10 protein-coding genes are annotated in these 16,169 nt (G+C 66.6%); 1 reads left to right on the forward strand and 9 read right to left on the reverse strand.

What is annotated here, in order from left to right; all coding sequences use genetic code 11:
- Positions 1-53 precede the first annotated feature (53 nt).
- On the forward strand, positions 54-6,176 hold the full coding sequence (locus ACW5CM_RS02295; protein ID WP_457124047.1) for a CLIPPER-2 domain-containing protein: 6,123 nt from the start codon (positions 54-56) through the stop codon (positions 6,174-6,176).
- 64 nt (positions 6,177-6,240) lie between these two features.
- Here the strand turns inward: ACW5CM_RS02295 and ACW5CM_RS02300 are convergent, their stop codons facing one another.
- The 9 genes from ACW5CM_RS02300 to ACW5CM_RS02340 all read right to left on the reverse strand — a co-directional run bounded on the left by ACW5CM_RS02300 (position 6,241) and on the right by ACW5CM_RS02340 (position 16,048).
- The gene (locus ACW5CM_RS02300; RefSeq protein WP_439255096.1) at positions 6,241-6,819 is read right to left on the reverse strand and encodes an antibiotic biosynthesis monooxygenase; all 579 of its coding nucleotides are present in this window, start codon (positions 6,817-6,819) and stop codon (positions 6,241-6,243) included.
- Positions 6,820-6,969: 150 nt separating this feature from the next.
- Positions 6,970-7,947, reverse strand: a complete 978-nt coding sequence (locus tag ACW5CM_RS02305; protein WP_457124048.1) for a putative endonuclease domain-containing protein — start codon at positions 7,945-7,947, stop codon at positions 6,970-6,972.
- 133 nt (positions 7,948-8,080) lie between these two features.
- Complete coding sequence (locus ACW5CM_RS02310; protein WP_457124049.1) at positions 8,081-9,124, reverse strand: branched-chain amino acid ABC transporter permease; 1,044 nt, start codon at positions 9,122-9,124, stop codon at positions 8,081-8,083.
- Between the two features lie 5 nt (positions 9,125-9,129).
- Positions 9,130-10,008: a branched-chain amino acid ABC transporter permease gene (locus ACW5CM_RS02315; RefSeq protein ID WP_438253999.1), complete on the reverse strand. Its 879-nt coding sequence runs from the start codon at positions 10,006-10,008 to the stop codon at positions 9,130-9,132.
- A gap of 1 nt (position 10,009) precedes the next feature.
- Positions 10,010-10,717, reverse strand: a complete 708-nt coding sequence (locus ACW5CM_RS02320) for an ABC transporter ATP-binding protein (protein WP_457124050.1) — start codon at positions 10,715-10,717, stop codon at positions 10,010-10,012.
- Positions 10,714-11,481: an ABC transporter ATP-binding protein gene (locus ACW5CM_RS02325; RefSeq protein WP_439255094.1), complete on the reverse strand. Its 768-nt coding sequence runs from the start codon at positions 11,479-11,481 to the stop codon at positions 10,714-10,716. The genes ACW5CM_RS02320 and ACW5CM_RS02325 overlap by 4 nt, the downstream gene beginning before the upstream one ends.
- A 59-nt stretch (positions 11,482-11,540) precedes the next feature.
- Positions 11,541-12,833 carry an ABC transporter substrate-binding protein gene (locus ACW5CM_RS02330; RefSeq protein WP_457124051.1) on the reverse strand — a complete coding sequence of 431 codons (1,293 nt, stop codon included), beginning with the start codon at positions 12,831-12,833 and terminating at the stop codon, positions 11,541-11,543.
- A 32-nt stretch (positions 12,834-12,865) separates the two neighbouring features.
- Positions 12,866-14,452 (reverse strand): alcohol dehydrogenase catalytic domain-containing protein, encoded by a 1,587-nt coding sequence (locus ACW5CM_RS02335; protein WP_457124052.1) that lies wholly within the window; start codon positions 14,450-14,452, stop codon positions 12,866-12,868.
- Positions 14,453-14,455: 3 nt separating this feature from the next.
- Positions 14,456-16,048, reverse strand: coding sequence for a long-chain-fatty-acid--CoA ligase (locus ACW5CM_RS02340; protein ID WP_438254005.1), 1,593 nt, complete (start codon positions 16,046-16,048; stop codon positions 14,456-14,458).
- Positions 16,049-16,169 lie beyond the last annotated feature (121 nt).

Below are 16,169 nucleotides of genomic sequence, written 5' to 3' on the forward strand. Positions count from 1 at the left end.
CACCGGCCGAGCCCAGCCCTGGTTCCGTTGTTACTGCCGAGTGGCGAGTGAACGTGAATGATGATCAACCGGCACCTTCCAATGATCTGGTCGACAACGTGACCTTCACCGTTGTCGCGGGCGGCGGCTCGTTCCAGGAGCTGCCGGGGATCTGTCTGGTTGACGGCGTCGACCCTGCCTCATCGATCTCGGCGGACGGGCTGACGCTCACCTGCAACACCGGCACTCAAACGATGGGGACGGCCGTCGCCGTTCAGACTCCTGTCCTCGTGACCGGCTCGAACGGTGAGCAGCTGTCCCTGACCGGCGACATCAACGGTGTCACCGCGGCCCCCGACGACCTCCCCATCGTCGGTGCGGACTTCGGCCTCGACATGACTTGGTCGTCGTCGGGCAACTGGAGAGGCGGCGAGGTCGTCGATTCAATGATCGACCTCGACTACCAGTGGACGCTCAACCTGCTGGCGGGCAGCGAGGTCGGCCCAGACAGCATCACGGTGCGACTCGTGCTCTCGAACAACAAGGGCAGCGTCTCACGGGCGCTGGTGTGCGAGCCCTATACCGTCTCTGACAATGCCGGTCATCCGTGGTCGGGTGGCGATCACCCGGGAGAGCAGCTGGCTCCGTTCGTCGACTCGTGCACCTTGGCTCCGGGGGCGGTGCCCGGGGTCTACTTCATGACGCTGACCGGCATCGACTACTCGCTCGCCCAGGTGCCCACGAAGGATGCGGCGGGCAACCTGCTCCCGCTCGACCGTTCGGCCATCGCCAGCGGACGCATCGTGGTGCGCACCCCCAAGCCTGCCACCGCGCCCATGCAGGTGTCCCTGGCGATGGATGCCGCGACGTACACGGCCCCGTCGGGTGTGACCTTCGTCGACGATGCGTCGAACAACACCACCGAGAAGACCTGGACCGGCCCGGGCGCCTGGGCGACATCATGGCAGCGGTGGTTCACCAACTCCGGGGGGTCGAACTGGGACTACAACTATCGAGTCTCCCCGGGAACGCTCGTCAGCTACGGCAACAACTACGGTGGGGTCGGCGGACTGGACCCGCAGGATGTGGTCTGGCAGTGTCAGGCGCTGGACACCCAATTCGTCACGTTCGCATCAGCCGACATCGTGCGCCCCGGGGAAGACCTCGAACCGAGTGGGGTCAACGCCACCTACTACTACTACGTCGGCAACGACCCGCGGGTGACCGCGGGCGCCGCGGGCTACAACCCGCAGTCGTTCGCCCGTGACTGCGCTGTTGATCCGGGCGGATGGACGACGACGCTTCCCACTGATCTCTCCACGGTGAAGGCGGTTCGCACCCGCACCGTGGTCAGCGACGCGCTTGCGGCAACCCTGAGCAACATCATCCTGATCGTGCAGCAGACCATCAAGGATGACGCGCCGGCCGGGATGGACGTGTGGTCGTTCGCCAGCTTCCGCATCGGTGCGACGGTACCGTGGTACACCCACCCTGACCCTGATCCTTCGACGATTCCGCCGGACGCCCAGGCTCTCCGCTACCCCGGTACGTCCGGGTCCCGCGACCTTGTGCGCATCACGGTCACGCGCCCCATCGTTGATAAGTCGGTGGATCGTGCGGTGCTCGCAGTCGGCGACGAGGCGACCTACACACTCGAATACGCTGCGGTCGGTGAGGGCGACGTTCCCGCGACAGTCGACGGCTTCCAACTGATCGATACTCTCCCCGCCGGTCTCACCTATGTGCCCGGGTCTGCCAGTCCTGAACCGGTGGTCACAGGGGATGCGAGCGCTCAGACCCTCACCTGGACGCTGGATGGCGTCACGACGAACGCGAAGCACGCATTGACCTATCGTGCTGCTCTCGCCCCGTCGGCACAGCCCGGACAGGCGCTCGTCAACTCCGTGTACGCCCTGAGTTCGGGCATCACTACGGAGCCCGAAGAAGCTCAGGTGACCACGAGCACCGACGGTCGCACGACGATCGGCAAGAGCGCCGACATGGCATTCATCCCGAACCTCAACGGTGATGGAGTCGGTGAAGGCTCTTGGACTGTGACCCTGCGGTCGTACGACCCACTGCCGCAGTCTTTCACTGACACGATCGACATCCTTCCGTACGTCGGTGACGAGCGCGGTACTTCCTTCACCGGCGACTACTCCCTTACCGGAGTCACGGCTCCGGACGCGACCGTTTATTACACGACCGCGGATCCGGTGACATTGATCGATGACCCGGCGGATGCCTCCAACGGTTCCGCGGGAGACATCGCCGGAAACACAGTCGGATGGACGACCGAGTTCACGGCAGATGCCACGGCGGTACGTGTAATTGGTGGAGCGCTGCAGCCTGGCGCCACCCAGCAGTTCGTCGTTGGGGTGGTAACCAACGGTGTGATCGGCGGTGACACGCTCGTCAACCGTGCTCAGGCGCGTGCCGAGCACACTGAGCTCGTGATGCGCACCTCTGCTCAGATCGAGATCGCGAACTACTACTCGGCATCGCTGAAGAAGTACGTGCTGGACAGCGACGGTGAATGGCGCGATGCGAATGTCGTCGAGGATTACCCGACGTTCCGGCCGGGTGACACGATCCGGTATCGGATTGTTGTTGAGAACACCGGCCAGGGCACGCTCACAGGCATCGAGGTATCCGATGACAAGCAGCCCGAGCTGGGTTCGTTCGTGATCGATGAGCTGGCCCCCGGTGCATCCGAGAGCCATGAGTTCGAGATCATCGCAGATGCCTCGGCAGGCAGCGGCGTGGTGAACACGGCGTGCGCGACGGCAGACACCCCTGCTGACTCGCAGATTCTTCCGACGATCAACTGCGACCCCGCCGGATTCGAGATGGACGGTGACCCGACACACACGAAGTCGATCATCTCCGCCGCTCCGATCGGCGACGGCCAGTGGGAGATCGTCTACGGTCTCGATGTGAGCAACGTGTCGAACCTGACCACGTCGTACACACTGGATGACGAACTGCACTTCACCGATCAGGTGGATATCGTCTCGGCATCTGTGACATCGGCGCCCGATGGGGTCACGCTGGCCGAACCCGCGTGGGATGGGCAGGGCAACCTGCGCGTCGCTGCGGATGTGCTGCTGCTGGGCAACGACGATGAGGGATACTCGGCGCACAACTACGTGCTGACCGTCATCGCCGATGTGCCGTTGGCGCTCGACCCGGTCACGGGCGACTTGCCGGCCACTCAGTGCGGACAGCCAGGCACCGACACCGACACTGCATTCAACAACACCTCGCAGCTCACGAAGGTGAACGGTGAGGTGGAAGACGATCAGGCTTGTGCGACTCCGCCGTCTATCGGCATCGACAAGACGGTGTCGGCAGGTCCGACGCCGAACGGTGACGGCACCTGGACGGTGACATACGACGTCGTCGCGACCAACACCGGTCACGCCGATGGCGAGTACGAAGTCACCGACCGGATGACCGCCGATGGTGACCTCGAGGTCATCTCGGGTGCGATCGTCACTGCTCCGGAGGGCGTGACTACGTCTGATTCCTGGACGGGTCTGGGTGCCGAAGGTGCTGATGAGAACATCATCGCGACGGGTGTGATTCTGCCCGCCGGTGGAACGCACACCTACCAGGTGGAGGTCGTCATCGGTCTCGCTGCGGGCAGCGAAGGCGCCCCGGTGATCACCGAGTGCTCTGCACTCGAAGGTGGCGCAGGGGGGCTGTCGAACGCCGCAGCCATCGAGCACAACGATCTGACCGACGACGACCGAGCATGTGTCGCGGTCGGTGTGGTGACGGTGGACAAGACGGTCTCCGAGGGCCCGACGCCGAATGGTGACGGAACCTGGACGGTCGTTTACGACATCGTGGCCACGCACGTTGGCGCTGCCGCGGCAGATTACGACGTGACCGACCGCCTCCACTTCGGTGGCGATGTCGAGCTCGTCTCCGCTGACGTGATCACCACACCCGAGGGTGTGGCGGCGCTGGACTCGTGGACGGGCCTGGGCGCGGAGGACTCCGACACGGAGAACCTCATCGCCGAAGGTGTGCGCCTCGAAGTGGGCGAGAGCCACACGTACCAGGTTGAGACGGTCGTCGAACTCGATGAGGACACGATCGATCCTTCGGCTTTGGTGTGTGCCCCGGCGGGCTCTGGTGAGAACGGCGGGCTGGGCAACTCCACCACGCTGACCAGCAACGGCATCCCTTCCAAGGACGACGTCTGCCCGACGCTGCCGGTGATCGAGATCGTCAAAGACCTCGTCGAGGGCAGCCCGACACCGAACGGTGACGGGACGTGGACGGTCGCTTACGACCTGGTCGTCACGAACAGTGGGCAGGCTGCGGGCGACTACGACCTCAGCGACGATCTGCAGTACGGCGAGGACATCGTCATCGGTGCGGTCGACGTGATCTCGGCACCCGAGGGTGTCGTGACCAACGCAGACTGGACCGGTCAGGGTGCAGAGGGCTCTGCGGAGAACGTGATCGTCACCGGGATCACGCTCGACGCCGGTGCCTCGCACACCTACCGCGTCCAGACGGTCGTCTCGCTCGATCAGGAAGTCGTCACACCGGATGCTCTCCAGTGCCCGGCTCCTGCTGAGGACGGTGGGCTTGCCAACACGGCGACACTGACTCACAACGGTGAGGAGCGGGATGACGCTGCATGTGGTGAGCTGCCGCTTATCGAGATCACCAAGTCCCTCTCGGGCGCGGTGGTACCGGTCGACGGTGAGGCGGGCGTGTACGACGCGACCTACGAGCTCACGGTGACGAACTCCGGTCCTGCGGCTGGTGTCTACGACCTGGACGACGCGCTCGCTCCCGGCGAGGGCATCGAGATCCGTGGCATCCAGGGCGTCACGACGGATGCGCCGGACGCGGTCGGAGTCAACGAGGGCTTCAACGGCCTCGATGACATCCGTATCGTGAGCGGGCAGCCGATCGCAGGCGCCGACAGTGCAGCGGTCACGCACACGTACCTGGTCACGGTGCGGTATGCCGCTGATCTGGCTGGTGTGACGATCCCTGTCGTGGGCAGCTGCACGACCGAAGACGGCAGCACAGTGCCCGGCGGTTTGAACAACGTCGCCACGGTGGGCTGGAACGGTCTGGAGGGCACGGATGACGAGTGCATCCCTCCGAACAAGCCGACGCTGGACAAGGCGCTCGTCTCGGCGAACCCGATCGGTGACGGACAGTGGGAAGTCGTCTACGACCTGACCGTCGGTAACGTCGGCCCTGAGCCGACCGGGTACGACCTGGACGACGAGTTCCTCTTCGCGCCGGTCATCGCGGTTGACTCCGTATCGGTCACGGGCCCTGAAGGTGTCGAGATCGACTCGGCCTTCGATGGGGACGCGAACCAGCGGATCGCAACGGATGTGACCATCGCAGGTCTGGACGACGACGGGTATGCCCCGCACGTCTACCGGGTCACGGTGATCGCTGATGTGCCGTTGTACTTCGCACCTGGTGACATCGGCGCGGACGGCACCGGTTCGCCGGCCTGCACCGCACCGGCGGGATCGAACTCGATCGAGCAGGGCCTGAACAACGCAGCCACCCTGACCGACGACGCGGGTGGGACGCAGACCGACACGGACTGCGCACCGCTTCCGTCAATCGACATCACCAAGAGGATCGTGGGCGACCCGGTCAAGGGTGCGAATGGTGCATGGACAGTGACGTACGAGATCACTGCGATCAACGACGGCGCAGCCCAGGGCGACTACACGCTGACCGACCGTCTGCGCTTCGGTGCCGGCCTCGAGGTCACCGCTTCCCAGGTGACCAGCGCACCCGAGGGCGTGACCGTCGCCGACGGCTGGACAGGTCAGGGTGCGGAAGGTGACGCATCCAACGTCATCGCCTCGGGCGTGGCTCTGGCTGCGGGTGGGGCGCACACCTACCAGGTGAGGGTCATCGCCACTGTGGACGAGAACGCGGACAACCCGTCGACGTACACCTGCCCCGAGCCCGGAAGCGGTGAGCCCGGCGGGTTCGCAAACACCGCCGGGATCGACCACAACGATCTGGGCGACAGCGCGGACGCGTGCGACACACCCGATAAGCCCGAGACGCCTGATCTCGCCGTCACCGGCGCGACCATCGCGTGGAGCATCATCGGGTTGGCCATGCTGCTGCTCATGCTGGGCATAATCGCCCTGTTCATCGCTCGTCGACGCACGGCGGTCGCTGAGTAACGCCCCAGCACGACTGCGCCTCGCCGTTCCCTGTTCCCCAGGCGAGGCGCAGTCGTGTGCCTGGTTAGCGGGCGAGCCAGCTGCGCAGAGCGCGGGTGACCCAGGGGAGGACCCAGTAGGTCATGATCGGCGTCAGCACGAGCGTCGTCACGAGCACGCGCAGCCAGAGGGGGAGTTCGCCCCATCCGGGTACCGGCGTCATCGCGAGGCTGAACAGCAGATTGACCGGGAAGAAGCCCAGCCAGATCGTCACAGCCTGCTTCCACCGGGCTGGAGCTGGCGAGACACTCTCGACGGTGGCGGTATCCGGAAGATTGATCGCCCCGGTCGGCGGCTCGTCGAACCAGCCCTCGATTCCGGTGCGGCGTCTGGAGCGCTCACTGCGGATGAAGTCCTGACCCATCGACAGCCACCAGGTCCGCTCGGGTGACTGCTCCCAGGCCTCGAGCGTCTCGGTGCTGGCGAAGCGGTAGAGCATGTGCCAGACCTGGGAATCGTCGCCAGCGCGCACCCACCCTGAGCCGAGGAAACCGGGGTACTTGTGGGCGAGGTTCACTCCGGTCTGCACCCAGGTAGTCGCCTCGGAGATGTGTGCAGGATCGACCTCGCGGCGGATTGAAACGGTGATGGGTGCGCTGGACATGGGTGGCCCCTCGGGAAGAAGTTGCTTGTGGCGACCCCGAGTGTACGTGGGCTATGTTTCGCGTTCGTTTCCGACCGCCCGAGTTTCGACAAGCGCAAATGGCTCGATCTGGATGCCGGGTGCAGCCATTTGCGCTTGTTGAACGCCGCATCAACGGCCGAGCGCCGCCGAAACACGACGGACCAGGTCGGCAGGGCGCCTCAGTAGCGGTGCGGTCACCTCGATGACGGTCCAGCCCGCGGCGCGGAGGGCAGCCAAGCGCTCGACGTCTTCTGCCCAGCGCTGGCCATGCAGCATCCCGAGATATTCGACCGCTACCTTCTCGCCGGGGTAGGCCATGTCAACGCAGCCGAGGAACACTCCTGACTCGTCGAACACGTCGATGTTGAGCTCGGGCTCCGGCAATCCTGCAGCGACCAGGATGCAGCGCACGCGCGTCTCGCGCGGGGACCAGGAATCTTCCCGTATCGACTCGAGCGCTTCGCGAAGACGCGCGGCGCCACGTCGCCGGCCGGCATCCAAGGCTGCTCTGAGCGCATCACGCGTCGCCAGTGGCGGCCGGCCGGTGTCGGGCCTGCCGTACCCCGAGCGCCACTCGCGGCAGAAGTAGTCGCCCAGCGCGATCAGATCGATAAGCGGCAGCGTTCCGAGCATCGCCCAGGTCGAGGCGGGGGAGGAAACCCGGAGCCCGTCGTGCTCGGTCACAGAGGTGAGGCTGAGTAGCGTGCGATGGCCGGTGGTGCCTTTCGCCCGAGGGAACGGCACATGGCCGCGGGCGGTGATGTGCAGCGCGAGGTCCTCGTCGGCCATCACCATGTCATCGTCAGCGAACTCCAGCGGCAGTGGCCCGCCCCAAATCGATACGGCGGTTTGATGGCTGTAGAAGTGTCCGAAGTGCAGCCGCGGTGCATAAAGGCGAGCGCGGGCGACGCGTGCTCGCCGTTGCCGTTCGTACGGGTCGGTCAGCGCCAGGCCGGGGTCTCCGGCATTCGGTGTCGCCCGCACGCCGTGGAAGGGACTCTCCAGATCGGTGCCGCGCAACCGTCCGCGGCCCACGCCGCTGGCCTTCGCGATGCGCACCGAGAACGCGCCGTCGAACTCGTCTGGAAGTGGCTGTCGTCGTCCCATAGTGCACACGGTGCCACAGCTCCCGTCGATGCCGTCGGAGTTGTCCACAGCCCCGGTTCGAATCGCGCAAAGTGCTCTATCTCGGCGGAAATGGAGCACTTTGCGCGATTCGAATGGGGGAGGGGAGGAGGGGCTACCGGCGACCGGGCAGCCGATCCACCAGCGACGCAAGCGCGCCGCGCAGCAGACCGACGAGTCCGAACGGGATGAAGAACGCGAACAGGATCAGCACGATGCCGTAGGCGGCGCCGGTCGCGGCAGGACTGATGCTCGAGGTGAACGTCGGCACGTACTGGATGAAGATCGCCCCCAGCACCGCGCCCGGCACGGTCGCGAGCCCGCCGACGACGATCAGCGTGATGAAGGAGATCGACATCGTGAGCCCGAAGTTCTCAGGACCTACGAACTCCAGCAGCATCGCATACAGGCCGCCGGCGACACCGGCGAAGGCTGCGGATGCCGCGAACAACCGTGTCTTGGTCTGCCACACGTCCACGCCCAGGGTCTCCGCGACGAGTTCGGCATCGCGCACGGCGATGAACGAGCGGCCGACTCGGCCGCGGCCGAGGCGACGGGTGACGAGATAGGCGACGGCGACGATCACGAGCGCGAGGTAGTAGACCCACTGATCGTGCGCGAGAGGGATCCAGGCTGGCGCATCCCCATCGATCGCGATGCCGCGACTGCCGTGCGTGAACGGCTCGAAGGCGCGGATCGCCGCAGGCGTCGCCATCGCCATCGCCAGCGTCACAAGTCCCAACTGCAGCCCTTTCAGCCGCAGCGCCGGCAGGCCGATGACGTAGCCGACGGCGAAGGGCAGGGCGCCGGCGATCACGAGCGTGAGCGGGTGCGCCCACCCCGCCTCGCCGGCGACGGCCACCGAATACGCACCGATCGCGAAGAACGCCGAGTGGCCGAGGGAGATCTGTCCGCCGAAGCCGACCAGCAGGTTGAGCCCCAGCCCGACGATTGTCCAGATCATCACGAGCGTGACGGTGAGGTTGATGTAGCTCGGGTTCACCAGCGGCACGATCGCGAGCGCGATGAGCAGCAGGGCCGTCAGCACGATCAGTAGCGGACGGGGCAGGTTCAGCGGCGGGCGCGGGCGGCGCAGCCACTCGCCGACCGAGGTGCGCTGCGTCTTCGCGGCCAGCAGATTGCGGATGGGGGAGGTCACCACGCTCATGCGCGCACCAGCTCTCGTCGTCCGAACATTCCTTGTGGCCGCACCAGCAGCACGACCACGATGATCAGCAGCGCCACGACCTGCTTCAGCTCTGCGCCGATGACGGGGATGTATGTTCCGGCCAGATTCTCGATCACGCCCACCGTGACCCCGCCGAGGAGGGCGCCGAGCGGCGAGTCCAGACCTCCGAGGGTCGCTGCGGCGAAGGCGTAGATGAGTACCGGCGCCATCATCCCGGGATGCAGGAACAGTTCGGGCGCGATGAGCGTGCCTGCCAGTGCGCCGACCGCGCCGGCGATGGCCCAGCCGATCGACATGGTGCGCCCGGTGGAGATGCCGCTGAGCTCTGCGGATTCCGGCGCCGACACTGCCGCCCGCATCCGCAGTCCGACCCGGGTGCGGCCGAGCAGCAGCGCCAGCGCGATCGCCGCGATGCTCACGCAGACGACGATCCCGACATCCTGACGAGACAGCGAAACGGCACCGATCGAGAAGGAGCCGGACCCGAACAGGGCCGGCACCTCCTTGGTCTGATAGGTCCAGACCCAGCCGATCAGCGCGTTCAGCGCGATCATGAGTCCGAGGCTGACGATGATCAGAGCCAGGTGCTGGTGTCGTCTGACGAGCGGACGGAACATCACCCGCTCGATCCCTGCCGAGAACGCGGCGAGAGCGAGCATCGAGATGATGAGCGCGACCCAGATCGGCATCCCCCAGGCGGTGAGCTGCCAGGAGACGTAGGCACCGAGGAGGGCCATCTCGCCCTGCGCGAAGTTCAGCGTGCGCGATGCCCGGTAGACGAGCACGATCGCCAGGGCGAGCGTGCCGTAGATCGCACCGGTGGCGATGCCGTCGACGAGTTGCTGCAGGAACATCTCACACTCCCAGATACGCGCGGCGCACGTTGTCGTCGTTCTGCAGATCGGATGCCGCGCCGCGCAGCGTCACCTCACCGCTCTCGATCACCAGGGCTTCCTCGGCGATCTCGAGGGCGAGCTTGGCGTTCTGCTCGACCACCAGCAGTGCCGTGCCGCGCTCGTGCGAGAGCTCGTCGAGCGTGGCGAACAGCTCGGTCGTGATCTTCGGCGCGAGCCCCAACGAGGGTTCGTCGAGCAGTACCAGTCGCGGATCGGCCATGAAGGCGCGGGCGATCGCGAGCAGTTGCTGCTCGCCGCCGCTGAGTCCGGATGCTGGCCTCGCGCTGCGCTCGCCGAGACGCGGGAACCTGTCCAGCCAGCGGTCGGCGTCGGCCGCGGCATCCCGGGCCCTGCGCATCGTGGCGCCGGCCAGCAGGTTCTCGCGCACGGTGAGGTCGCCGAAGGTCCCTCGCCCCTGCGGGACATGGGCGATGCCGGCGGCGGCGACGCGGTACGGAGGGAGACCGGCGAGCTCGCGTCCGTCGAATCGGATCGAGCCCTCCATCCGGCACATCCCTGAGAGTGTGCGCAGGGTGGTCGTCTTGCCGGCTCCGTTCGCGCCCAGGATGACGAGGCGCCCGCCATCGGGAACCTCGAAGCGGATATCGCGGAGGATCGTCACCGGACCGTACCCGGCCGTATCGATCTCGACGCTCAGCAGGCTCATGCGACGCTCCCCAGATAGGCGGCGACGACCTCCGGGTCACGCGCAACGGTCTGCGGGTCGCCTTCGGCGATGAGGCGGCCGAAGTTCAGCACCACGACCCGGTCGCAGACGCTGGTCACCAGGCCCATGTGGTGCTCGACGAGCAGGATCGCCGTGCCGCGCTCGGTCGCCAGACGCCGGAGCGTCTCGCCCAGTTCGTGTACCTCGCTGTGGATCAGACCGTTCGCCGGTTCGTCGATGAGCAGCAGTCGCGGGGCGCTCAGCAGGGCCCTCGCGAGCTCGACGCGTTTGAGTGTGCCGAACGGCAATGCTGCGACGACCCGGTCCGCGACGGCGGAGAGCCCGAGCTCATCAAGCAGCGCATCGGCCCCGGCACGCAGCGCTCGCTCGGTTTCGGCGATGCGCGGGAGCGCGAGGGCAGTTGCCCAGAAGCCCCCGCGAGTGGTGTGGTATCCGCCGGCGAGTACGTTCTCGCGTACCGTCTGCGACGGCAGGAGCCCGAGATTCTGGAAAGTGCGACTCACCCCCAAACCGCTGATACGGTGCCGGGGCATGCGCGTCACCTCCGTGCCCGCGACTCTGATGCTGCCGCTCTGCGGGCGGTAGAGCCCGCCGATGCAGTTGAACAGGCTGGTCTTCCCAGCACCGTTGGGACCGATCAGTCCCACGACTTCGCCGTCGGAAACCTGGAAGCTCGGACCATCCAGAGCCTGCAGTCCGCCGAACGAGAGTCGGACGTCGCGCACATCGAGCAGCGCGTCCATGTCACCTCCCAGGTGGAGTCGGTGGGTCCCCGTTCCCGTTCGGGGGCCCACCGGCATCGTCAGTCGACCGTGTAAGTGTCCTCGGTGAGATCCCAGTTGTCGCCGTTGAAGATCTGGATGCCCAGCTCGCGGAACGCGAACGGGTAGTCCGCGGTGGTCGTGATGCTTACCGGCGAGAGGTCGAGTTCGACGGCGTCGAATGAGGATGCCGATTCGAGCAGCGCTTCTCGCGTGCAGTCCTCCAGGCCCAGAAGCGCCGCCTCGAGCAGCTGCGCGGTCTGGTAACCGGCAGCAGCCGGGGCGGACAGTGCGTTGACCTCATCGGGGTGAGCGGCGGCGAACTCTGTCCAGGCATCGAAGCCGGCGTCTCCGGCGAGCGACGCATCGGTGATGTCCTTCGTGTACGCGATCGACAGGACGCCATCGGCAGCTCCGGGGCCAGCGGGCTTGAGGAAGAATGTCGCGTCGGCGGCGGGTGCGTTGATCACAGTCGTCGCATCCCAGCCGAGTTCGAGCTTCTTCTTCAGTGACTGGGTGGCGAAGGCGCCGACGGCCCAGTTCAGGAACACGTCCGCACCGGATGCTGCAAGGTTCGTGACTTGGCTGTCGACGGTCGCCGAGGTGAGCTCGTAGGGCTCTGCGGCCACGATCTCGATGTCAGTGCCTTCGAAAGCGGTCTCGAAGCCGGCCCGGATGCTCTCGCCGAAGTCGTCGTTCTGATAGAGGATCGCAGCCTTCGCTCCCGGGTGGTTCTCGATGAGGTACTCCGAGAGCGCCTTCACCTCGAAGCCGTACTGGGGCATGAAGCCGGTGGTCAGCGAGGGCTGCTCCTCGTGGAGAGTGAGGATCGCGTCGGACCCCGTTCCGGTGAACAGGTTCGGCACGCCCTGTTCCTCGACGTACGGGGCGACGCTGATCGCCGCGCCCGTGCCGAGGACGCCGGCGAGCGCGAAGACCTCGCTCTGCTCAACGAGAGTGCGCACGTTCGTCGCGGTCTTCGCCGGGTCGTAGCCGTCGTCGATGATCTCGATCGTCACCTCACGCTTGTTGCCGTCGGCGAACTCGAGACCGCCTGCGGCGTTGATGTCGTCGAAGTAGGCCTTCATCGTCTGCGCGATGGCGCCGTAGGTGGCGGCGGGACCGGAAAGCGGGATGCTGGTGCCGATCGTCACCGTGGTGTCGGTGAAGCCTGGGCTGCAAGCGGCCCAGGCTGCGGCGTCGTCGGCCGGGTCCGTGTTGGCGGTGGCGTCGTCGCCTCGTCCGGCGCATCCGGACAGGATGAGGCCCGCGGCCAGGGTGCCGACGAGAGCGATCGGTAGCGCGCGGTTTCGGGTGCTGCGCAGTGTGGACATCATTCCTCCTCGAATGATCAGGTGCTGGTGATTCAGGTGCTGCGTGGGATGTGGTCGGGGATGAGGACTTCGCGGTCGCCGACCTTCTCGAGCGCGAAGAAGTACAGGGCGTCGTCGTCGGCGGCGCCTCGGCCAGTCATGACGCCGAGGACGGCGTCGGGGGAGATGCGGGTGAACAGGTCGATGACCGGCATCCCGTCGTACGACATGGCGGCGGTGCGGATGCCGTCGTGCTCGACCGTTCGCAACATCGCGCCGCCGTGCGCGAGCGCGATGTTCGCAGACAAGACGCCGTCGAACCCTTCGCAAACCAGCGGGACGACGTCGTCATCGGAGCGGAACAGCTTGCCGAACCAGCCGGTGCGCTGCAGCATCCGGTGCGTGCGATGGGCGGGGCTGAGGCCGACGCCCTGCCAAAGTCCGCGCAGCTCGTTCGGCGCCACCGGGGGCAGCGAGCGCCACAGCAGCGAGAGATCTTCGGCGGCCATGCGCCCCGCGCGTAGGAGCTCGATGAGTTCCACCGCCGCCACCGGCACCTCGGCGGCTGCATCCGCGTCGTCCATGATGAGCACGGGCTTGATCGCGCGCCCGGCGCAGGCGTCGTCGATGGCGGTGCCGATCTCGTCGAAGCGATAGCGGCGGATGAGCTTCTCGACAGGCAGACGACCCGCACGCCACAGGACGATGAGTAGCGCGATGTCGCGGTGAATCTGCGCGTCGCCCTCGATCACGCCGGTGAGGGTCCGGCCCCACAGCAGCTGTGACTGCGAGAGGGTGACCCGGTTGGATCCGGCGTGCAGCGCCACGGTGGCGCAGACGCCCAGCGGAGCGAGGGCCGCGAGACCCGCATCGATCGTCTCCTGGCGCCCGACGGTGTCGAGCGTGTGCGTGACGCCGAGCCGACGGGGGTTGAGCCCGTCGGGGGCGAACGCCTCGGTGGCGCCGAGTTCGAGCGCGAGCGCCCGCCGCTCGGAATCAGGGTCGCTGACGATGATCCGCCCGACACCGCGGTGGGCGGCGGCCATGATGCCGGCGAGTCCGGTCGTGCCGGCGCCGATGATGAGAAGAGAGTCAGTGGGGCCGGGGCGCAGCACGTTGAGTACGGTGCCGGCACCGGTGAGGATGCCGCAGCCCAGGGGAGCGGCGACCTCCCACGGAACGTCGTCCGGGATTCGCACGGCGTTCGATGCCCGGGCCAGGGCGAGGGTCGTCCAGGACGACTGCGCCATCCAGCCCGTCGTGACGGGCTCGTCGCTGCTCGTAGCATCCGATCGCGGGTCGTAGTTGCGCTCCGCGAAGCGCTCGCAGTACGCAGGGTGCCCCTCATCGCACCGGGGGCACCCGCCGCAGGCGTCGAAGCTGAGCACGACCCGATCCCCGACCCGCAGGTTCTCTACGGTCGGACCCACGCGCTCGACGGTTCCTGCACCCTCATGGCCGAAGACGGCCGGGAAGCGATCGCCGGCACCGCCGGACATACCGAACAGGTCGGTCGGGCACACCCCGGAGGCATGGATACGGACGAGGATCTCGCCCGCGCCGGGCTCGCGCACCGAGACGTCCGAGAGCGCGACGGGTCCGCCGCGCTCCCGGACGAGCGCGGCCACAGCTGCATTCATTGTCTAGATCACAGCCTCTTCGCGGTCGGCACTGCGCAGCGCGACCTTGTTGACCTTGCCGCCGGCGTTGCGGGGCAGAGCGCCGATGGTGACGAGCGCCTTGGGCTGCTTGAAGCGCGCGAGCTTGTCGCTGAGCCATCCCTGCAGTTCGTCGAGGGTGAGCTCCGCACCGGGACGCACCGCCACGGCCGCAACCGGGATCTCACCCCAACGCTCGTCAGCGCGGCCGTACACGGCGGCCTCGAGGATCTTCGGATGCGCGGCCAGGATGTTCTCGACCTCAGCGCAGTAGATGTTCTCGCCACCCGAGATGATCATGTCCTTCTTGCGGTCGACGACCCAGACGAAGCCCTCCTCGTCTTGGCGGACCAAGTCTCCGGAGTGGAACCAGCCGCGCTCGAATGCCTCAGCCGTCTCGGCGGGCTTTCGCCAGTAGCCCTTCATGAGGTTCGGGCCCCGGTAGAGGATCTCGCCGACCTCGCCGCGAGCGACGTCGTTGAAGTCTTCGTCGACGACGCGGTACTGGATGGTCGGGATGGGCTTGCCGACGCTGCCGAGCTTGCGCAGCGAGTCCTCGCCGCTGAGCGCACAGGTGATCGGCGTCATCTCGGTCTGGCCGAACACCGCGACATTCGTCGCCTTCGGGAAGCAGTCGGACATCTGCTTCAGCAGGGTGTCGGACGCCGGGGCCGCGCCCCAGCTGATGATGCGCAGGTGGAGATCACGGTCAGGGATGGACGGGTCGGCGCAGATTACCTGCCACTGCTGCGGGACGTTGAAGACGATCGTCGCCTTCTCTTTCTCCCAGGCGTCCAGCAGCTCCGTCGGGTTGAACGCGCCGAGCGGGTGGATGACGGTCGGGATGCCGATGACGAAGTTCGGTGCGATCGACCCGAGGCCCGCGATGTGGAACAGCGGAGCGGTCATGAACGCGATGTCGTCTTCGCCGAAGACCTGGTTCACGCGCAACAGGGTGAGCGACTGCGCGAAAAGGTTGACGTGGTCGAGCATCGCGCCCTTCGGGCGACCGGTCGTACCCGAGGTGTACATGATCAGGGCCGTGGTGTCTTCGGGGACGTCGGGGTACTCGAATCCCTCCGGGTCCTCGACGACGAGGTCAGCCCAGGACTCGGCATCCCCGGTCTCTGAGCCTGTTGAAGGACCGCCGATCACGATGACCTTCTTGATGCGGTCCGTGACCTGGGCGACAGCGCCGACGAGCGGCGCCAGTGGCGCCTCGACGATCAGCACGTCGGCATCGGCATCGTCCGCGATGTAGGCGATCTCGGGTGGGGTCAGACGGATGTTGATAGGCACGGCGATCGCGCCGAGGCGGTTGATTGCGAAGACGGAGAGCACGACCTCCGGACGGTTCAGAGTCAGCAGCAGCACGCGGTCACCAAAGCCGACTCCGCGGCGGGCGAGGGCTGCGGCGAAGGAATCCACGCGGTCGGCGGCCTGGCGCCAGGTGGTCACCTCGCCCAGGAACTTGAAGGCGGTCTCGTCTGGCTTCATCTCGGCGTGCGTTGCGACCTGGTTCATCCAGTGGTTGCGGCGCACCGCCGCGGGAATCGCGGTGGCGTTCTGCTCGGACATCGGGCTGGTCCCTTTCATACGTCTGTGTATCTTCACCGCATCGTCGCGGCGGGGCTTGCCATGAGTATGCCATCGTCCGCGCCGGTTGTCACGCGTTTTGTTAATCGACATTCACATCCGC

The sequence above is a fragment of the Microbacterium wangyouchuni genome, from assembly GCF_054072595.1.